18 protein-coding genes are annotated in these 21,190 nt (G+C 51.5%); 1 reads left to right on the top strand and 17 read right to left on the bottom strand.

The window, feature by feature from the left end; genetic code table 11:
- Positions 1–27 precede the first annotated feature (27 nt).
- Both BBD41_RS14590 and BBD41_RS14585 read right to left on the bottom strand, forming a co-directional pair.
- The gene (locus BBD41_RS14590) at positions 28–1,596 is read right to left on the bottom strand and encodes a M23 family metallopeptidase (protein WP_099477977.1); all 1,569 of its coding nucleotides are present in this window, start codon (positions 1,594–1,596) and stop codon (positions 28–30) included.
- 278 nt (positions 1,597–1,874) lie between these two features.
- Positions 1,875–2,573, bottom strand: coding sequence for a hypothetical protein (locus BBD41_RS14585; protein ID WP_099480621.1), 699 nt, complete (start codon positions 2,571–2,573; stop codon positions 1,875–1,877).
- A gap of 323 nt (positions 2,574–2,896) precedes the next feature.
- On the opposite strand from BBD41_RS14585, the gene BBD41_RS14580 reads away from it, so the two are divergent.
- A complete protein-coding gene (locus tag BBD41_RS14580) occupies positions 2,897–4,840 on the top strand; it encodes a glycosyltransferase (protein ID WP_077570841.1) in 1,944 nt (647 codons plus the stop codon).
- Positions 4,841–4,933: 93 nt separating this feature from the next.
- Here BBD41_RS14580 and BBD41_RS14575 read toward each other — a convergent pair whose 3' ends face one another.
- The 15 genes from BBD41_RS14575 to BBD41_RS14505 form a co-directional block, all read right to left on the bottom strand.
- The gene (locus BBD41_RS14575) at positions 4,934–5,128 is read right to left on the bottom strand and encodes a hypothetical protein (RefSeq protein WP_099477976.1); all 195 of its coding nucleotides are present in this window, start codon (positions 5,126–5,128) and stop codon (positions 4,934–4,936) included.
- Between the two features lie 204 nt (positions 5,129–5,332).
- The gene (locus tag BBD41_RS14570; protein WP_077570845.1) at positions 5,333–6,619 is read right to left on the bottom strand and encodes an adenylosuccinate synthase; all 1,287 of its coding nucleotides are present in this window, start codon (positions 6,617–6,619) and stop codon (positions 5,333–5,335) included.
- 234 nt (positions 6,620–6,853) lie between these two features.
- The gene (gene dnaB, locus BBD41_RS14565; RefSeq protein ID WP_007129199.1) at positions 6,854–8,218 is read right to left on the bottom strand and encodes a replicative DNA helicase; all 1,365 of its coding nucleotides are present in this window, start codon (positions 8,216–8,218) and stop codon (positions 6,854–6,856) included.
- Between the two features lies 1 nt (position 8,219).
- The gene (gene rplI / locus BBD41_RS14560) at positions 8,220–8,663 is read right to left on the bottom strand and encodes a 50S ribosomal protein L9 (RefSeq protein ID WP_028406239.1); all 444 of its coding nucleotides are present in this window, start codon (positions 8,661–8,663) and stop codon (positions 8,220–8,222) included.
- Positions 8,660–10,660 (bottom strand): DHH family phosphoesterase, encoded by a 2,001-nt coding sequence (locus tag BBD41_RS14555; RefSeq protein ID WP_077570847.1) that lies wholly within the window; start codon positions 10,658–10,660, stop codon positions 8,660–8,662. The genes rplI and BBD41_RS14555 overlap by 4 nt, the downstream gene beginning before the upstream one ends.
- Positions 10,661–10,671: 11 nt before the next feature.
- A complete protein-coding gene (locus tag BBD41_RS14550) occupies positions 10,672–11,598 on the bottom strand; it encodes a DUF2232 domain-containing protein (protein ID WP_237087075.1) in 927 nt (308 codons plus the stop codon).
- A complete protein-coding gene (locus BBD41_RS14545; protein ID WP_028406241.1) occupies positions 11,595–11,897 on the bottom strand; it encodes a MazG-like family protein in 303 nt (100 codons plus the stop codon). The genes BBD41_RS14550 and BBD41_RS14545 overlap by 4 nt, the downstream gene beginning before the upstream one ends.
- A 231-nt stretch (positions 11,898–12,128) precedes the next feature.
- Positions 12,129–12,572, bottom strand: coding sequence for a CBS domain-containing protein (locus tag BBD41_RS14540; protein WP_077570851.1), 444 nt, complete (start codon positions 12,570–12,572; stop codon positions 12,129–12,131).
- A 243-nt stretch (positions 12,573–12,815) separates the two neighbouring features.
- Complete coding sequence (locus tag BBD41_RS14535) at positions 12,816–13,802, bottom strand: LCP family protein (RefSeq protein ID WP_077570853.1); 987 nt, start codon at positions 13,800–13,802, stop codon at positions 12,816–12,818.
- Between the two features lie 216 nt (positions 13,803–14,018).
- A complete protein-coding gene (locus BBD41_RS14530) occupies positions 14,019–15,005 on the bottom strand; it encodes a D-alanyl-D-alanine carboxypeptidase family protein (RefSeq protein WP_099477975.1) in 987 nt (328 codons plus the stop codon).
- Between the two features lie 442 nt (positions 15,006–15,447).
- Positions 15,448–16,413, bottom strand: coding sequence for an ABC transporter ATP-binding protein (locus BBD41_RS14525; protein WP_099477974.1), 966 nt, complete (start codon positions 16,411–16,413; stop codon positions 15,448–15,450).
- Complete coding sequence (locus BBD41_RS14520; RefSeq protein WP_099477973.1) at positions 16,413–17,387, bottom strand: ABC transporter ATP-binding protein; 975 nt, start codon at positions 17,385–17,387, stop codon at positions 16,413–16,415. The genes BBD41_RS14525 and BBD41_RS14520 overlap by 1 nt, the downstream gene beginning before the upstream one ends.
- An 11-nt stretch (positions 17,388–17,398) precedes the next feature.
- Positions 17,399–18,322, bottom strand: coding sequence for an oligopeptide ABC transporter permease (gene opp4C / locus BBD41_RS14515; RefSeq protein ID WP_099477972.1), 924 nt, complete (start codon positions 18,320–18,322; stop codon positions 17,399–17,401).
- Positions 18,323–18,334: 12 nt separating this feature from the next.
- Entirely contained in the window at positions 18,335–19,297 is a 963-nt protein-coding gene (locus tag BBD41_RS14510) for an ABC transporter permease (RefSeq protein WP_099477971.1), read from the bottom strand.
- Between the two features lie 66 nt (positions 19,298–19,363).
- Positions 19,364–21,130, bottom strand: coding sequence for an ABC transporter substrate-binding protein (locus BBD41_RS14505; RefSeq protein WP_099477970.1), 1,767 nt, complete (start codon positions 21,128–21,130; stop codon positions 19,364–19,366).
- Positions 21,131–21,190 lie beyond the last annotated feature (60 nt).

The raw sequence follows: 21,190 nt of genomic DNA, 5'->3' as shown, positions 1-21,190 counted from the left end.
CACTAGTAACGATAGTATAACACAGATCTATAAATATTTCATCGGGTTTTGGGCAACTCCATTTTTTTGAATTTCAAAATGGAGATGGGTGCCGGTCGAACGGCCGGTGTTGCCCATCACGCCAAGCTTCTGACCTTGGCTGACGGACTGGCCGTTGCTGACGGAGATCCGGCTCATATGGCCGTATAAGGTGCGGTACCCGTTACCGTGATCCACGATGACCACATTGCCGTACCCGCTCTGCTGGCCGGAGAAGACCACCCGTCCGGAAGCCGCAGCCATAATGGTGCTGCCGCCAACGACGTCGATGCCCTCATGGCTCCGTCCCCAGCGATGTCCGAAGGAGCTCGTGATGCGCGCTCCACTCACCGGCCAGGCGAACTGCTTGCTGCTCGATGTTTTTTTGCTAACCTTCGGTGCGACCTTGCGTTCCACCTTCGTGCCTTTATAAACAACCTCCGGCAGCGCCTCCTGAACCACCTCTTGGCCGGTCCACTGCTTGGAGACGACTCTGCCGTTCTCCTTCGTTACCACGTAACTCACGGTTTTGACGCCGTCTCGTCCAGGGCGGACAACCTTACGCTTCCCGAGAGGAAGCTGGTCGCTCTTGCGAACGATCGTCTCCGGCTTGCTCGGCTGCTTCTCGGTAACCGTCTCGACCGTCCGCACCGTGAGCGGCGCTTCCGGCTGGGTAAGCTGAAGCTCGGATCCGATCTGCATGTATTTCTCCTCGAGCCCCGGATTCAAGGCCATAACCTCCGATGATTTCATCCCGAACTGCTTGGCGATCGAGGTGATCGTATCCCCCTCTTTCACCGTGTAGGTCACCGGCTTGTCCTTCGTCCCGGTCAGCACCTTCACGGCGTCCTCCACATCCAGGACCTTGTTCGGATCGGCTTTCGTACCGGCTACCGTAATCTCTTCCTTGATCTGGACGGACTCCAGCTCGGCGCCTTCCTTATTCTTGGCAGAGGCTTGAGCAGAGACCTTCTTAAAAGCAACCTGCTGCGTCTGGGTTTTCCCCGCATCCGCGTCCGGCGTAAATTTCAGCTTGGCAGCCTCAATCGCAGCCCTTGCGGTCTCCTGGTCCTTAACGATTGCAACGGTCTTGCCGTCCACCTTCAGCTCGACGCCTCGAGCATATGCCTTCAGCATGCCGTCCAGCTTGTTCAGCGTTTCCTCGCTGTTAATGTCCGGCTTGAAGGAGCGGTCTGCTTTCGTTGTAATCCCATCGGTATGCAAAACCATAAGCACATCCGGATATTTCTCCTGATATTCCTGCCGCTTCTCTTCGAACAGCTGATCCAGCTCAGCGTCATCGGCTATCGCGCCGATCGCCTGCCCGTTTACATATACATGATAGAACGGAATGGTATTGGCGTTCACATAAGCCTTACCGCCGGTATATATCGATCCTGCTAGGAGTAGAGCCCCTGCCGATATCCAAATCCACTTGCGCGGAATGGCCCGTCCAGTAGATTCCGGATGAGAAGGCAGCTCGGACTCGTCTGTTGAATTGTTGTGTAGGGCGGAGCGATCCGCTTGCTGTCTACGAAGCAAACCTTCGATCCACCGTATCCCCTTGAAACCCTTCATGTCCCTCTCCTTCTAGCCTTGTTCATATGTAATCCCTGCATATCATCTGAACATGTTGACTGCTCGTTTGGAAAATGTCATCACCTGTCAAAAGGTATCAAAATTTTAACCTTTTTTGGTCTTTGTTTACTTTAACATAGCCCTTAAGTTCATTTCAAGTTTGCCAAAACAGCAAAAAACCCGCACCACATGCGGGTTTTCACACATCTTCCATTATTATGCGGCTTGCAATTTGTGACAAAATCGTGACGGGGCGCATCCTGATCCAGGCCCTGCCCTTATTCCTGGAGCAGCGAGATCAGCTTGTCATACTCAGCTTCACTCAAGTATTGGGTGATGCCTTCCTCGATCTCCGTGAGTTCGGCCTCCGTCAAGCCATCCTCCATGGCTTCCGAGATTTTCTGCATTTCCGATTGAGGAAGCTTGCTCATCAGCAATGTAAAGATTTCCTCCTTGTCCTCCAGCGGCAAACTGCCCTTGCGGTCTACAATATCGCCTGGAGTCATGACAATCTCGTCCTCCGGCGCCTCTTCCGAATGGGTCGCCGAGCTGCCCATGACCGGCAGCGAGCCGTCCGGAGCCTCCTGCCCGGGAGACGTCCCTTCCGTTTCCCCCGCGCCCGCATCCGTTTCTTCAGCTTCCTGCGACCCGTTGGTGTCCGGTGCTGTCCCATCCACAGCGGGCTCCTTGTCATCCCTGTGTACGGAGTCAGGTGAAGTTTGATTGTCATCCTTCACATTCACGGTCTCCGAAGTGCCGGACGTCGTGCCTGTTCCGGCATCGGTACCCGCGCCAAAGCCAAGCATCGACTTCATGATGCCCCCGACTCCAAGAGGCTGCGCCTCAAGCTGGATATTAAGGCTGGACAGGATCGACTGAATATAGGCGTTCACAACGACTCCCGTGGTCACGATCGTCAACGTGCTGACTAGGATCGCCGTCAGACTGACCTTCAGCAGCCATTTCATCAGATTCATCCGCCTCTCCTCCTTCCGCATGCCATATAACGGTGTGATAATGCCTGCCTTCTTTTTCCAGTATTGACGCTTATCGTCCCCTTCAACCTCCAAGCTTTCATATTTTCTATTGAAATTTGCTATAGGGTATGGATTTACACCCCGTGCATTCGCATAATTACGCCACGCGGATATGATCACCTATGCCCCCTATGCCGAACCTGCATACGATAAAGTACTAGTTGCAGGAGATGCTAGAGCGAGACGATGCTCCGTTTGCCGGAAAGCAGGAATGATTGATCACATGGTCGATCTTTAAGTGAGAGGAGGCACATTAAGGCGCAATGTTTATACATTCTCAAGAGAGCGAGCCGCTGGTATCGGTGGTGATTGCATGTTATAACTATGGAGTTTATCTCGAGGAAGCGATTGACTCATGCCTCGCCTCCACGATTCAAAATATCGAGATTATTGTTGTCGATGACGGTTCCGATGACCCCTTTACCGTAGAGCTGTTCCGAACCATGAAGAAGCCGAAGACAAAAGTCATTCGACAAGAGAACAAAGGAATCCCTGCGGCGTTAAACCGGGGCATACAGGAGGCCAGAGGAAAGTATATTTTTCGCCTTGATGCGGATGACCGGATCCACCATACGCTGCTGGAGAAGGGGGCGCTTGTTCTGGACACCCGCCCCCATGTCGGTTTCGTTACTTGTTATCTTCAGGCATTTGATCAAGAGAATTGGACTTGGATCCTCCCCCCCTTCTCCTTGGCCGAGCTGCTTAGAAATAATATCGTGGTCGGGAATTCAATGTTTCGGCGCGCCGCCTGGGAGGGATCGGGGGGATTTGACGAGCAAGGCATAGGCTACGAGGATTGGGACTTCTGGATCCAGCTGACCAGTCTCGGTTGGGGAGGATTCTGTATTCCTGAATTGCTGTTCTTCTACCGCAGACATGGTGAAACCGAGTCCGTCAGACAGCTTGCCCGCCAGAAGGAGCTTCGCGAACATCTTCGGAGAAGGCACCACCGGGCCTACAGCATGCTCGATGCCGGACAGCTGGAGTACAGCATGAGGCAATCGTCTGCGATATCGTCAAACTGGAACATACAGTCAGAAAACTATATGGTGACAAAACCGGCTGACAACAAAATCAAAATTATGATCATCATGCCATGGCTCATTATCGGCGGGGCGGAGACCTTCTTCCTGGATCTGTTGGAGGCCCTGCCTAGAGATCAGTACCATATAACACTGGTCACGACCATTCGGGAGGAAAGTCCGCTTTACCAGAGATATGACCAATGTACCGATGAAATCTTTCTTCTCCCTTCGATTTGCGAGCTGCCGGAGCAAATGGAAGCCATCATTCATTACCTGATCGAAACCAGAGGCATCCAGATTCTCCATAACAATAACAGCGAAGTCGGCTACAATATACTGCCTGGCTTGAAAGCGAGGTTTCCACATCTCAAAACCATTGCCCTGCTGCACGCCTATGTTCCTGAATTGCCATGGGACCATGTAAGACATTCCGTTCAATTCGACCCCTGGATTGACTGCTATAATGTATGCAGACAGTCGATGAAGGACACCTTGACGAACCTGTTCCATATCAATCCCGATAAAATCTGCCTTTTGCCAAATGGGATCGATACGAATTTATATCGTCCGGGTACTGCCGAGGAATATGCCATCCTCAAACAAGGCTTTAACATCCCGCTGGATAAAAAGGTCATCTCCTACATCGCCAGACTGAATACCGACAAGGACCCGTTAAAATTCATTTCCATCGCCAAACAAATGATTGCTTCCGATTCCGCGGATCGGTACCGGTTTCTTATCGTTGGGGAAGGCCCGTTGAAGCAGCAGGTCATTGAGGCCATCGGACCGCTGTCGTCCAAAATCATCGTCCTTGGTGCGCGCGGCGACGTGCATCAGATTCTGAAATTTACGGATGTGATGGCGTCCACCTCACCAAGCGAAGGACTTCCGATTAGCGGCTTGGAGGCGATGGCAGCCGGGGTACCGGTCATTGCATTCGCTGTCCGTGGATGGATGGACTTGATTCACCAGCACCATGACGGCATTCTCATCGGGCGTTCTGAAGCAGAGGAGCTGGATTATGCGCAGCAGCTTATGTACCTCCTGGACCATCCTGAATGGAAAGAGCGAATGAGTGCTGCAGCCCGTTCGAAAATAGAAACCTATTACGGACGCGATGCGTTCCTTAATCGGTATCAGGCACTCTACAATCTGTTGGTTTCAGGCAGCATTCCGCATTAAGGTTCGGTAAGCGTCGGGATTCTACGTAGTCTATGAGATCTATACACGCTGGAAGGGATTCAGCCATTGCGGTTGCAAAGGGTACCATGCACGTTAAAAGACCGGAATCATCCGCATGTAATGCTTTTTCGGATAATTCCGGTCTTTATGCTGCCGGGAATCGGACTCCCGGCTCTCCCATAAGGCCGTAACCCTTGTTAAGAAGCGTATGGCTTCTTCCCCTCTATAATCCTGGCTATCCTGCCGTGCTGTTCGCTGTCTTAGCCCCAATTCCAAACCCAGCGTCATTCTTTATTTCTAACTCCATTATAGGGTTGAAATCTTTCCGGTCGAGGGATAATTTCCTCGTACGGAGGGGCATAATCTTATACTTCTACCTCATGGCTATACATATAAAAAAAGCCTGCCAGGTTCTCACCCTGGGCAGGCTTATCGATATCTATCCGATGACATTCCCGTCTCTTTGCTTCTAAAATTTCAAGCTTTGCAGGATTACTCGTAGATCGGCAGCACTTGATTCGTCTGCTCCCGGTTGCGGCCTACCGAGAAAATCGCAATCGGAATGCCGGTCAGCTCCGATACCCGCTCCACATAACGGCGTGTATTCTCCGGAAGATCCTCCAGCGTCTTCGCACCGGTGATGTCTTCGCTCCAGCCCGGCAGCTCCTCATAGATCGCTTCGCACTCGGCCAGCATCTTGAGGCTGGACGGGTAGTGCTTGATTTCCTCACCGCGGTATTTGTAGGCTGTGCAGATCTTAACGGTCTCGAGACCGCTCAGCACATCCAGCGAGTTCAGCGACAGGCCGGTAATTCCGCTCACGCGGCGGGCATGACGGACAACGACGCTGTCGAACCAGCCGACGCGGCGGGCACGGCCCGTAACGGTGCCGTATTCATGGCCTTTTTCCCGGATATAGTCGCCGATTTCATTGTTCAGCTCGGTAGGGAACGGTCCATCGCCGACACGGGTCGTGTACGATTTCGCTACCCCGATAACCTGCTGGATCTTGGATGGCCCTACACCCGAGCCGATGCATACGCCGCCGGCTGAAGGGTTGGACGAAGTGACGAACGGATAGGTGCCTTGGTCGATATCCAGCATAACGCCTTGTGCGCCTTCGAACAGCACCTTCTTGTCTTCATCAATCGCATCATTCAGCACAACCGACGTATCGCGAACGTAAGGACGAATAATTTCGGCATACTCCAGGTACTTCGTCAAAATCTCTTCAACATCGAGCTCCTCGCCGCCGTACACTTGCGTGATCACCTGATTCTTCTCCTTCACCATATGGCGAAGCTTCAGCTCGAATTCTTCGGGATCCATCAGATCCGAGATCCGGATCCCGTTCCGTGCAGCTTTATCCATGTAGCAAGGACCGATCCCTTTGCGGGTTGTTCCGATCTTGTTCGGGCCCTTCCGGTCCTCTTCAAGTGCATCCAGGACCATATGGTACGGCATGATGACATGCGCCCGGTCGCTGATGACCAGATTGTCCGTGCTGAATCCGTTATCGTGAATATAATTAATCTCTTCAATCAGTGCAGCCGGATTTACGACCATGCCGTTTCCGATTACACAGGTTTTATTTTTATAAAATACTCCGGATGGAATCAAGCTGAGCTTGAACTTTTTACCGTCAATCAGAATGGTGTGACCGGCATTGTTGCCGCCTTGGTAACGGGCCACCACGTCGGCGCTTTCCGCCAAATAATCCGTGATCTTCCCTTTCCCTTCATCTCCCCATTGTGTTCCCACAACGACTACCGTTGACATATTCATTCCTCCGCCCGGGCATTAGCACCCTTATTATTTCGTCAAACCCTTTATGAAATACATCGTCTGAAGCATATTACATATTCTCCACTGCACAAAAGGCAGCAATACCAGTGTAACAGTCCTTATTTTTAAAGTCAAATAAAAAACGAACAATCGTACATGATGCAGTACGATTGTTCGGAATTAGGACGAGAACTGCGGATGATATCCGGATATTTCGTATATAAATGGCTATCCTGCGGCAAATGCATCCGCATGCGTACGCTCGTAATTGACGAATTTGTTGAAGTTCTTCAAGAACACCAGCTCGACGGTACCGACCGGACCGTTACGCTGCTTGGCAATAATGATCTCGATGATGTTCTTCTTCTCCGTCTCCTGATTGTAATAATCATCCCGGTATAAGAACGCGACGATATCGGCATCCTGCTCGATCGAACCGGATTCCCGAAGGTCACTCATCATCGGACGCTTGTCCTGACGCTGCTCGACGCCCCGGCTCAGCTGGGACAACGCGATTACCGGCACTTCCAGCTCCCGCGCAATCTGCTTGAGCGTACGGGAAATTTCGGATACCTCCTGCTGCCGGTTCTCGCCCGGCTTGCCGCGCCCGTGAATGAGCTGCAGGTAGTCAATCAGAATCATCCCGAGCCCCTTCTCTTTCTTCAGACGCCGGCACTTCGCCCGGATATCGGCAACCGTCACTCCAGGCGTATCATCAATATAAATTTCCGCTTCCGACAATGCGGCGATCCCCATCGTTAGCTTGGACCAGTCCTCATCGCCTTTAAAATCACCGGTCCGCATGACGCCTGCGTCGAGGTTAGCCTCGGCGCAGATCATACGCTGAACCAGCTGCGGCGCGGACATCTCCAGACTGAAGATCGCAACCGTCTCCTTCGCCCGAATCGCAACATTCTGCGCGATATTCAGGGCGAACGCCGTTTTACCTACGGATGGACGTGCCGCTACGATAATGAGGTCACTGCGCTGGAAGCCGCTCGTCATTTTATCGAGATCCACGAAGCCGGACGGAATTCCCGTCGTGCTGCCCCGGTTCTGATGCAGAACCTCCACCTTCTCGAACACTTCCATCAGCACATCCCGGATCGCTATGAATCCGCTGCCCGTGCGCCGGTTGGAAATTTCGAGAATGCGGCGCTCCGCCTCGCTCAGCATGCCGGCCACGTCTTCGCCGCCGGTATAGCCTTCGCTCACGATCTGCGTCGCTGTTCGGATCAGCCGCCGGAGCATCGATTTCTCTTCGATGATCTGCGCGTAATAGTCCACGTTCGCCGCCGTCGGAACCGCATGCGCCAGCTTGGCCAAATAGCTGACGCCGCCGATTTCCTCAAGCTGTCCTTTATCCTGAAGACGGGAGGTGAGGGTCACCAGATCGATCGGCTGATTCTCTTCTCCGAGCTGCACCATCACTTCGTAGATCATCTGGTGCGTTTTGTCGTAGAAGTCCTCGGTCTGCACCCGCTCCATCGCCGTAATCAGCGCTTCGCTCTGCAGCAGAATGGCCCCCAGCACCGCCTGTTCGGCTTCGAGGTTCTGCGGGGGGACCCGATCGAAATAGAGTTCTCCTCCCATGTTATTCCTCCGTAATTTGAACCTTAAGCGTTACCTTCACATCAGGGTGCAGCTTCACCGGTACCTGTGTTACGCCCAGAGTTCGAATCGGTTCGCCCAGCTCGATTTTGCGCTTGTCGATCTTAATTTTCTGTCCTGCGAGCGCTTCGGCAATTTGCTTGCTCGTAATCGCGCCGAAGAGACGGCCGCCTTCGCCGGCCTTCGCTTTCAGGACAACCGTCATTTCCTCCAGCTTCTTGCCAAGCGCTTGAGCCTCTTCCTTCTCTTGAGCCTTGCGCTTCTGCTCGGATGCCTGCTGCTGCTCCAGCGTCTTCATGTTGCCCTCCGTTGCCGGACGCGCAACCCCGCGCGGGAACAAGAAGTTTGTTGCATAGCCTTCCGATACTTCCTTCACTTCGCCTTTCTTGCCTTGGCCCTTCATATCCTTTATAAAAATCACTTTCATTCGAATAACCCCTCTTTCGCTTCAATGTCCGCCAACACTTCCAGCAGCTGCTCTTCGGCTTCTTCCAGCGTCGAGTCCAGCTGTACGGCGGCGTTGGTTAAGTGTCCGCCTCCCCCGAGACGTTCCATAATCATCTGAACATTCATCTTGCCCATCGAACGGGCACTGATGCCAATCTTGCCGTCTGTGCGTTCGCTGATAACAAACGATGCTTGCACATCGTTCATGTTCAGCAGCATATCGGCAACCTGCGCGATCAGCATTTGCGGCATCGGCTCCCCGCTCTCCGCCACCGCAATGGCGATGTGATCATATACCATTCTAGCATGTTTTACGACTTCTGCCTTAGCGATAAATTCTGTCAGATCTTCCTTCAGCAGCCGTTGGATGAGCATCGTATCCGCGCCATGCCGCCGCAGGAAGCCTGCTGCCTCAAACGTTCTGGACCCGGTATGAAGCGCGAAATGCTTCGTATCGACCGTTATGCCCGCTAACAGGGCCGTTGCCTCCACAGGGGTAAGCGATACCCGGTCGTGAATGTACTGCAGCACCTCGGTCACGAGCTCACAGGTGGAGGATGCGTACGGCTCCAGATAGATCAGCACCGCATCGTTGATAAATTCCTCGCCGCGGCGATGGTGATCCATCACGACCACCCGGCTAGCCCGCTGCACGAGCCGCGGCTCCATCGTCATGGACGCCTTGTGCGTGTCCACGACAACGAGCAGGGTATGCTCGGTCATCATCTGCATCGCGTGCTCCGTCGATATGAAGCGGCTGATCAAGGCTTCATCCTTGCGAACCTCAGCCATAATCCGCTCAATCGACGGGTTGAGCCCCTCGAGGACAATATACGCATCCACTTTATACAGCTGAGCGGCTTTCAGAATACCGACCGATGCCCCGATCACGTCCATATCGGGCAGCTTGTGCCCCATCACGATAACGCGGTCGCTCTCCTGCATCAGATCGCGCAGCGCATGGGAAATGACGCGAGCGCGGACCCGTGTCCGCTTCTCCACGGCATTGGATTTGCCGCCATAGAAGGATAGGCGCTGCCCTGCTTTCACCGCTGCCTGATCGCCGCCCCTTCCTAGGGCCATATCCAGGCTGGACTGGGCCAGCTGGCCGAGCTCGGTAATGTCATCAGAGCCGAAAGCAAGACCGATGCTGAGCGTAAGCGGCACCTTCAAATCAGCGGTCATCTCCCGCACTTCATCGAGGATGACGAACCGGCTGTTTTCCAAGAGATCCAGCGACCGGTGATTCAGCATCATCAAATAACGATCCGATGACAGCCGCCGCAGGTAGACATTAAACTCCCGGGCCCAGTCCGTAATTTCGCTGGTCACCTTCGCGATGAGTGCCGTCCGCTGCTGGTCATCCATGCCCTGGGACGCCTCGTCGATGTTGTCCATCATAATGATGCCGAGCGCCAGACGTTCATCCTCATACCGCTGGCGCAGTACGACCAGCTCGGTAATCTCATCAAGATAGATCAGCCGTTCTTCAGGAATGACGGTCGCCCCATAAAACTTGTCCTCATGTGATATTTCCAGCCGAATTTCCTTAGACTGGGTCTCCTTGCCATCCTTCTTCTCCCGCGTCTCCCTAATCGCCTTCACCAGCTGAGGAAACAGCTCCTCCAAGGATACGCCGACCAGCGTCTGGTGAGGAAACATATTCACAACGAATTGATTATGCCACTCCACCGTCTTGTCCTCGCTGTACAATACGATTCCGAACGGCAATACGCTGACGGCCTCTCCCTCCACGCGCCGAATGCGAAACGACAGATCGCCGATATACTCGACCAGTTCCCGCCGGAATTTCATCTCCGCCTTCAGCATTGCGTACCCGCCGATCACAGCCAGCAGCAGCCCGACCAGGCCCAGAATCGTGTTGTAGAACGACAGGAATATGACAAGCAGAAGCACCAGCGCAAACGCCCAGACGGTGTGATAGCCGTGCCAGCGTTTCTGCAGAAATTTAGGCATGACTCATCACCCTATCTTTTGTTTTTACTAAACGCTTGACGAAGCGGAAACGCCAAATCCAGAATGCCGATGATGATCGCCGGCGGGAACAGCACGATCGGAATGGCCGTCAGCAGCGGAAGAATCGGATGCCATTTCCGGATGTGGGCCAGATAGTAGAAGAAGCCCAGCGCCTGAATCATAAAGCATATTTGCAGCAGCGGCGTTGCATTCGCCACGATCGTCTTCATGAACGCATTATCCGAGTTCACCGTTGCGATATTGATAAAGAAAATGATCAGATAGTACCAAATTAGCGAACGCGGCAGCATCCACTCTCGGGCAGGCTTCAATTTCGGCACGGACAGTCCCATGCTGTTCAGCGTCGGACGAGCCAGCGAGTGCGTGATCACCGTCATCAGGAACGAGCTGATGATCATGGCGAACGGTACAAGCTGCAGGGTTCTGTCCTTGATCAGCTGCGTGTCGATTTCCGGTCCGACGAGTTGTCCGCCAAAATTGCCTTCAACCCCTATCTCGGTCAGTGGGGCCGTTGTCATCTTCACGATTTCATCCACATACGCCGACAGGTCCATCTGGAAGAAGGCCGTGCTGATCATAAGCAGCAGCAGCAATTCCACCAGCATCGTGGCCACGCCGAATTTTAATACTTGCATGGCAGCCTTTCTTTTCCGGTATAGATATCCCATTACAACCCCCGGAATCGCAAAGTAAACCGCGAACAGGAGAAAAATCGGATGAATCAGCAGCGCGATCAACCATACAGGCGCAATATGAAGAATAAACGATTGTGTATTTAATGCCGTAAACAGGATCGCAACCGGCAGAACCAGAAGGAATGCCGTCACAATGGAAAAGGGGGTTTGCAGAGAGAGCAGCAGAAGCAAATAAATGATGCTCCAGGCCGCTGTTGTCCAGCGTAATTTCAATATGTTCACCTCTTACGCAAATGTTCTTCGAGTGCGGATATATCCTGGTACCAATCCTCAAGCTGATGTCCTTCCTGCTTGTGCTTCCTCAATTTCTCAAGCAGGAGATCGTCCAAATCACGATAGGTCATGCCCAGCCTTCGGCCTAATATGTAAGAGCTCATCATCAGGCTTACCAAACTGTCTCCAACTTTCGTTGTGCTGCCTTCCCACAGGGCTTTGAATAACCGAGATACATTGTCAATGACTTCGGTTTTCAGCCATTCAATCACTTTGGCGCGTTTAGCTACATCCAAGTCCTTTGGCATATTTGGCATATCCATCTCTCCCCGAAAACAGCTTTATTCTCCATTATAGCATAAATAAAATTCACCCACATAAAGTCCCCCGGGCCTTGGCCTGTCAAGGTTGCGGCAGCTGCCTGTCATGCGCTCCCTTCTCTGTGTCTCCAATTATCCCTCTAATATTCCCGCGTATGAAAAATAGGGCGTGATACCTACGTACTCACCGCGGTTACACGCCCTGCCACTTTTCCTAAATTATATCGAGGTTTGAGCCTTTCGGGGCTCCAATGTCTCCTTTGAAACAAACCGCTCACAGTATTCGATAATAAGGCTCCTGCGCACGATTCCGATGAACCGGTTCATATCATCCACTACCGGTACAAAGTTCTGTACCTTCGCCAAATTGATCAAGTCCTCCATTCTGGCATCGATGGATACCGGCTTAATGTCCATTCGGAACGGTACGTCCTTCAGCAGAAATTTTGAAGCGTTCTCAAATGTGATTTTGCCATCGGAATTCTTCATGTGCCAGAGCAGATCGCCTTCCGTCACCGTGCCTGCGTACTGGCCGTTCTTATCCAGCACCGGTACCGCCGTATAACGGTGGTATTCCATACGCTCCAGCGTCTGCCTTAGCGTGGAATCCAGGGTGAGGCAGACCACTTCCTGTTTCGGTAAAAGAAAAAACGCGATATTCATAATGCCTTATCCTCCTTATGACCTTTCCAATCCCTCAGAATTAAGGCCATCTAAGTAACCTTGCCAATGCTGGCTGGACAAGCAGGTTACTCCTTTCTCCTATCCACTATCATACATACGCAGCCCACCCGTGTCCCGATTCATAAGCATCAGGACACAAAATCAGCAGCCAGACGATCCGGACTGCTGATTATGGTGAGAAACGCATGTTAGGAACAAATCCGGACAATGCCGGTGTATGGGTTACTGTAGTTTTTGCTTCTCAGCATCCTTCGGCTTCAGCAGCTGGTCGGATGGAGTATCCGGGTTCATCCAGTTGTCAATCATGTCTCTAGCTTCTTGAACATCCTCCATGTCGGGATCGTTGTAGTAGACCCCTCCAATTCGCATGCCTTCTCCCATGATCGTAAAGCTGGTCATGTCGACTTTAGGCCCGGTCAGCATTTGCTTCGCCAAATCAATAATGAACTTGGGCTGCATATCCGTCTGGAAGTTGTCGCCCATGATCGCGATCAGTTCGGGCACCTTGCCGATCTGATCGGGCTGCTTCAGCCGCTTGGCGGCCATATCCAGAAATACCTGCTGGCGTTTAGCCCGGTTGAAGTCGCTGTCCTCCCGGTAACGGACGTAGTTCAGCGCTTCCTCCCCGCTGTAAATCGGCTTGTTCGCCTTGACCGTAAACTTCTCGTGGTCTTTGCCCTTATTGACGATATCCTTGCCGATCGGCAGCTCCACACCGCCCATGGCGTCTACGACATCCTTCAACCCTTGAAAGTTAATCGACGCATAATAGTCGATATCTTCATCAAGGAATGCCTCCATCGTATCTTTGGCCATCTGATGGCCGCCGAATGCAAAAGCATGGGTGATCTTATCTTTCTTGCCCTTGCCGATAATATCGACATAGGTATCCCGCGGAATCGATACAAGCAGTACCTTGGATTCCTTCGGACGGACTACGGCATAGATCATCGTGTCCGAACGTGCGGGTTCGTCCTCCCGCTGGTCACTGCCCAGCAGCATGACCGAGAAAGGCTTGCTTTGGAGCACGACAGGCTCCGGCTTCTTGTCGCCTTGCAGCGGCTTATATGACTTTTGCAGCGAGTCCTCAACGTCCTTCGCCATAAACAGATCGAAAGCAGCTACGATAAGCTGGGTACGGAATAAGTAGGCTGACGATCCGAGGAGGATGAGAACTGCCAGTGTGATATATATTGATTTCCTCTTCATGAGATTAGATTCCTTCTTTATTATAAAATAAATTGATGAATGAGTCAGTTCCAATCAGGGGCAGTATGCTCCCAAAGCAGCTAGGCTCACCCTCCCTTCCTTATTTAAACGGGATTGCATCCCGATGACGCACGGCATCAACCATGCGTATTCAGATTCGGCACACCATCTATTGTAAACCACATCCCTGTCGGATGTGAACCCTCCCACTCACATTTACAAACTTGCCAATTGATGTGAATCCATAGGATCACCCGGTTTATACAAAAGAGCAGCCGTCATTCCCGCATTGAGAAACCAATCATCCAGCCGCTCTTTCCATGTTAATGTTTTTTTGAATCCATAGTCAAACAGCTTGCGCGTCACCTCGAACCGGGCTTCCTTCGATTCAGTTCCCATGACGACTGCAATAAGCCGGCTGCCCTGCTTCTCGGCCGTTCCGGTGAAGCAATAGCCCGCCTTAGGCGTATATCCGGCCTTTAGCCCGTCGGTTCCCTCGTACGAGTAGGGCCCCCCGATCGACGGCAGCATCCAGTTCGTATTGCTTAAATATAACCCTCGCCCACTGAGCTTCATCTGCGCCTTGCTTGAGGTGGTCAAAATGTCCGGATGATGCTTGATCAGATGGGCTGCAAGCTTCGCGGTGTCGACGGCGGTCATCACGGTTTCGTCCTCCGGTGATACGGACTGGGAGAGCTCCGCACCGGAAGCATTGGTAAATCTCGTTTCATTTGATAATCCGATCTCTCTCGCCTTGCTATTCATGCGCTCAACGAAGGCCTTCTCCGAACCGGCCACATGCTCCGCAAGCGCCACAGCCGCGTCATCAGCGGAATACACGGCCATACTCTGAAAGAGCTCACGCAACGCCAGGGTCTCCCCCGGCTTCAAATCGATACTGATTCCTCCGACCTTGCCCGCGTTGTCGCTGATTACGACTTCATCGTCCCACGCTCTCCTACCGGATTTGATTTCATCCAGAATGACCAGCTCGGTCATCAGCTTGGACATGCTTGCAGGGGGCAGCGGCACATCCCCGTTTTTGCTCAGCAAAATATGGCCTGTCGTGATGTCCATCAAGACGACCGCTCTTGCGTCTACTCTCGGTTTAAACGCTATCCGTTCTATATTTAATATAAATACGGCCACAAGGGGCACAATGATCAGCACCATCAATCCGATCCAAAGCCACCGTTTATTCATCGATTTCGCCCTCCATAATAATAGACGGTTCAAACGGTGTTTTGGTCTGCGTTTTTTTCAAAAAAAATTGAGGGAAATTATGTATATTTCTTGAACTTGCCGTAATTCTCTCTATCCTAGTCTCTATTCTTCTAACCCTCTCCCAATTCTCCCTAACTCGGCTCAAAGTTCTTAATCTAGGAAGCGTATCCTAGCAAATATGACCTTGGTTTTTTATAGCAGCATGGAACATTTACCTTGCAGTCAGCATATAACGGAGGGCAACTAAAATAGTAGTTGTATGCATGGATCCTACTAAAAAAGGACTTCTAGTCAGTCTTAAGACTGAAGAAGTCCTTTTTGGATTCTGATACTGTAATAAAACAAGAGGATTTTGTCAGAATCGGGTTAAAGCGCAAGTCTTATATAATGAGAACCTGTTAAACCGATTTTCGTTTGCACCTTAAGCGTAATGGCAAGCCACATAGTGATCATTGCCGACATTACGGTATTCCGGCACCTGCTGCTTGCACAGATCGGAAGCAAGCGGACAGCGGGTGTGGAATTTGCAGCCTGACGGCGGATTTGCCGGGCTCGGAATGTCACCCGTCAGCACGATGCGTTCACGCTTCAGCGTCGGATCCGGAATCGGAACGGCGGAGAGCAGCGCCTTCGTGTAAGGGTGCAGCGGGTTGCGGAACAGCTCTTCCTTGCTGGCCATCTCCACCATCGATCCGAGATACATAACCCCGATCCGGTTGCACAAATGCTCGACAACGCTAAGATCATGGGAAATGAACAGATACGTGAGCTGCTTTTCGCGCTGCAAGTCGCTGAGCAGGTTAATAATCTGCGCCTGGATGGACACATCCAACGCGGATACCGGCTCGTCTGCAACAATAAAGTCCGGATTCAGAATGAGCGCACGGGCAATCCCGATCCGCTGCCGTTGTCCACCGGAGAATTCATGCGGATAACGCTCATAGTGATACGCGGCAAGCCCGCATATTTCCAGGGTCTCAACAACCTTATCCTTGAGCTGTCTGCGGTTTACAAGACCATGGTCGATGAGCGCTTCGCCGATGGCTTCCCCTACCTTGATTCTCGGGTTCAGCGAGCTGAACGGATCCTGGAATACGATCTGCATCTTCGGCCGCATCGCGCGCATCTTTTCCTTGGACAAGGCATGGATGTCCTCACCGTTGAACAGCACTTTGCCGTCCGTCTTATCGAGCAAGCGGAGAATCGTACGTCCGATCGTGCTCTTGCCGCAGCCGGACTCGCCTACGAGTCCGAACGATTCACCCTTATTAATGGTGAAGCTGACGCCGTCGACGGCCCTAACATCGCCGATTCGGCGCTGGAGTATGCCGCCGGTAATGGGAAAGTATTTTTTTAGGTTATCAACTTCAAGTAGTGCCTGACTCATTATTCTTTCCCCTCCTCTTCATACAACCAACAAGCGACCTTATGGCCGTTCGGATCGGTACCGAGCGGAGGCTGTTTCTCTTTGCAGATCTGCATGCAGAATTCGCAGCGATCATGGAAATGGCAGTTATCGCCAAGATCGACCGGGTTCGGTACTTGACCCGGAATCGAATAGAGACGCTCCTGGGTCTGATTGATGACCGGCTTCGCCTTCAGCAGACCCTTCGTGTACGGATGCTTCGGCTGCTTGAAGAGCTCGATAACCGGAGCCTCTTCAATCACTTTGCCGGCATACATAACAACGACATAGTCGGCCATTTCGGCTACAACGCCGAGATCATGCGTGATAAGCATGATGGACGTCTTGAATTTATCCTTAATGTCACGCATCAAGTCCAGAATCTGGGCTTGAATCGTCACATCGAGCGCCGTCGTTGGCTCGTCTGCGATGAGCAGCTTCGGATTACAGCTCAGCGCAATCGCGATCATAATCCGCTGACGCATGCCGCCGCTAAGCTCATGCGGATAAGACTCAAAGATTTTCTCTGCACGCGGAATGCCGACCAGGTTGATCAGGTCGATCGCACGCTTCTTCGCTTCTTTACGGTCCACAAGCTGATGAAGCAAAATCGGCTCAACAATCTGCTCGCCAATCGTCAGTACCGGGTTCAAGGAAGTCATTGGCTCCTGAAAGATCATTGCGATATCATTACCGCGGATCAGACTCATTTCCCGTTTGCTCATCTTGAGCAGGTCTTTGCCTTCATATAAAATCTCCCCGCCAACAGGGGGAACATCGATCAAACGCATCAGTGACATTGCCGTCACGCTCTTGCCGCAGCCCGACTCGCCGACGACGCACAGGGTCTCGCCTTCCCGGATTTTGAAGCTGACATCGTCGACGGCTTTCACGGTACCTGCGGAGGTTTGAAAATGCGTTTTTAAATTGCGGAATTCTACTAATTCTTTTGCCATATTCGCATCTCCTACTTCTTCATTTTCGGGTCAAGGGCGTCGCGAAGTCCATCACCGATCAGGTTAATCGCTACAACCGTGATCAGAATACATGCGCCTGGCGGAATCCAGGTCCATGGCCGCTTACGGAATTCGATCATGTTATTGGCGGCGGTGATCATATTCCCCCACGATGGCGTCGGAGGAACGACCCCGACCCCCAAGAAGCTTAGTGAAGACTCGGCAATAATCGCTCCCGCTACACCCAGCGTAGCCGATACAATGACAATCGGAATTGTATTCGGCAGGAGGTGGCGGAAAATTTTACGGCGGTCCTTCAGCCCGAGAGCCTCGGTCGCCTGCATAAATTCCTGTTCACGGAGCGTCAATATTTGCCCACGTACGAGACGTGAGATACCGCTCCATCCCAAAATACCGATAATAAGCATCAAGAAATAGATACGTTCACTCGGTTCTACCTTAAGATCCGACAATACCGCACCCATGATAATCAGGATCGGCAGTGTCGGCAAGGCCATGAAAATATCCGCGATCCGCATGATGAGGGTATCGACCCATCTGCGGTAAAATCCGGCCAATGCCCCGAGCGTTGCCCCAATAATAACGGAGATCCCGGTTGCAACTAGACCAACCGTTAAGGAAATTCGGCCTGCCAGCATCACACGCAATAACACATCGCGCCCCAGCTTGTCTGTTCCCAGCCAGTATTTAGAGCTTGGGGGCAGGTTCTTGTCTGCAACATTGGTATCAAGTACGGCATACGGTGAAAACAGCGGTCCGATAAAACATAGCAAAAACATAAAGACTATTATGACAAGCCCGATGACAGCAAGGCGGTTTCTGGTAAAGCGGCGAATGGCCATTCTCCACGGGGAATCCGGCTGTCGTTTCGGAGCTGATACATTCGTTTGTAATGGTGCAGTCTCTGCGGCCAAATGAATCTCCTCCTACTTTAAGCGAATTCTTGGGTCAGCTGCGCCGTACAGGACATCAGACAGCAGATTGCCGATCAATGTCAATACGGAGATAAACACGGTGAAACCGAGCATGAACGGATAATCCCGCATGTTGATCGATTCATAGTACACCTGACCAACCCCAGGCCATATGAAAATTTTCTCCAGAATTATTGCCCCGCCGAACAATGCCGGCAATTCGAAGCCCATCAATGTAATTGCTGGAAGCAGCGCATTACGCAGCGCGTGCTTGAATATTACCGTACGCTCTTTGAGCCCTTTGGCGCGAGCGGTACGTATATAATCCTGACGGATAACCTCCAGCATGCTGGTACGGAAATAACGCGTCAGGCTTCCTGTACTCAGCATGGTCAGTACCAGTACCGGCAGGAACATATGCCAGGCGATATCAACCAATTGGTCCCAAGTGCTGCCATTCAAGCCGGACGTCGTCATGCCTCCCACCGGGAACAATCCCAGATCGAGCGCTAAAAACTTGATGAGGAGAAGTCCGATAAAGAAGGACGGCAACGACATACATAAGAAAATAAACAAGGTTACAATCTTATCGAATAAGGAATATTGAAATTTAGCCGAGAATACGCCCGCAAATATGGCGATGATCCAGCTGAAAATCAATGAAAATACCGCAACAAAAAATGAATTCCATACATAATTCCCCATCACTGTCGTGACAGGCTTCTTGTGCACAAGGGAATCTCCGAGATTGCCCTTTAACATATTACCAGCCCAGGTGAAGTAACGCTCCACCGGATTTTTATCCAAACCGTAAATTTCCCGAAGCTGTGCTGCTTTCTCAGCAGACATCGTCGGGTTGTTGACTGCGGTGATGTAATCACCTGGCACCATCGCTGATATTGCAAATATGATAATCGAGATCCCGATCAACGTCGGAATGATCTGCAGCAGCCTCCGGATAATGTACTGCTTCATAATATTCCTCCCGGCTTATAAGTGGATATGCCCAGCTCTTGCGAGCTGAGCATATGTTTCCTGCTGTTATTGTTCAATCTCCGCTTTGTACAGATCATGAGTGAAGTCTTTGTAAGGGGTAATATCCATACCGTTTACACGGCTGTTGATCGCCCAAGCGTCACGTCTTTGGTAGATCAGAAGATCCGGAACGTCTTTGTTCAGGATTTGGTATGCCTTCGCATACGCTGCTTTACGCTCTGCCAGATCGAACGCGTTCAAACCTTCCTTCATCGCTGCGTCGTATTCAGGATTCGAGTATCCGATGTCGTTTTGTTGTCCGTCTGTCATGTAAACATTGGTATCCGGATCCGGAGTCAATCCCCATGCCGCGAAGAACATTTCGAAGTCGCCTCTGTCCTTCTTATCCATAATGGCATTGAAATCCAGAGTATCAGCAACCAGCTTAATGCCGAGATCTTGATAGTTCTTCGTCATTATAGGAATGAGTGCGTCGATAACCGGGTTATCCGAGGTTGCCGAGAAGTTGATCTCGAATTTCTTGCCGTCTTTCTCACGGATGCCGTCTGCACCAGGAACCCAGCCTGCTTCGTCAAGAAGCTGCTTCGCTTTCTCTGGATCGAACTCATAAGGCTCGATGCCTTCATCCGTATATGCCCAAGAAACGCTGGATTGTGGTACGTTCAGTACGTTTGCATATTCACCATAGATGATCTCTACGACTTCCGCACGGTTCAAACCGTACAGCAGAGCTTGACGAACTTTAACGTCTTGGAACTTCGGATCTTTATGGTTCATGGCAACATATCCATAACCGTTGGTCGGGAAAATGTTGAGATCCAGGAAGCCCATTCCTTTCAATTCCTCTACGTTATCTTCGTTAACGGTAACCATATCCATATCGATTTCACCGGATTGGAACATTGCCAAACGGGTTTCCTCGGTTGTTGTCTTATAGATCAGGTTTTTGATTTTTGGTGCGCCCAGGTGATAGTTAGGGTTTGCTTCCATAACTACTTCTTGACCAGGCTTGAATTCTTTCAGGATGTACTGGCCGCTGCCGATCGGTTTGTCATGCAGGTCAGCCATGTATCCCAGATCGCCTTGCTTGTAATCTTTGCCGTAATAAGCTTCTGGTGCGAAATAAACGGTAGCGAGTCTGTCTTTCGTCATTGCGTTTGCTTCGGAAACTTTAACTTCGATCGTGTGGTCGTCAATGATCTTCACGCCGGAAATTTCGGAAGCCTTGCCGTCGTGGTACTCTTGACCGCCTACGATTTTAGCTTGCAGAATATCGGATTGGCCGTCATAGCTCGCGTCATGCAGTACTTTCAGAGCGAAAGCATAGTCTTTAACAGTAACCGGCGTTCCGTCGGAATAAGTTACGCCTTGCTTCAGCTTGAAGGTGTACGTCAGTTTATCTTCGGATACGTCAATGCTCTCAGCCAGACGGTTCGTATATGTTCCGTCGCCTTGAACGACTACCCATGCGTCAAACAATGTGTCAACCACATACATGTCATATGCAGTTTGAGCGTAGAATGGGTTGAATACGCCTTTTGGAGCTGTCATACCAACAATCAGCGTGTCTTTACGAGCTAACGCTGCTGCCGGATTGAGGGAAGGATCCTCGGCCTCGAAATAACCTTGGCTCTCGTCCTGTCCTTCAGCTGGCGGTTCTGTTTCTTTGCCTTCGCCTTCAGCAGGTGGAGTCTGCTCAGTTTGCGTGTCCCCTTGGTTTGGTTGTTCTGCTGTCTGACCGCCGCCGCACGCTGCAAGAACCAAAATGGCCATGAGCATGATGGCAAGCAGTAACGACATTCTCTTCTTCATGCTAATCCTCCTCTTAAAATATAATGATGCTATAAATTATCAGGACGAATATTGAAATCA

This window comes from Paenibacillus ihbetae (genome assembly GCF_002741055.1).
Lineage (GTDB): Bacteria > Bacillota > Bacilli > Paenibacillales > Paenibacillaceae > Paenibacillus_AQ > Paenibacillus_AQ ihbetae.
This window is presented reverse-complemented; position numbering and strand designations above follow the sequence as displayed.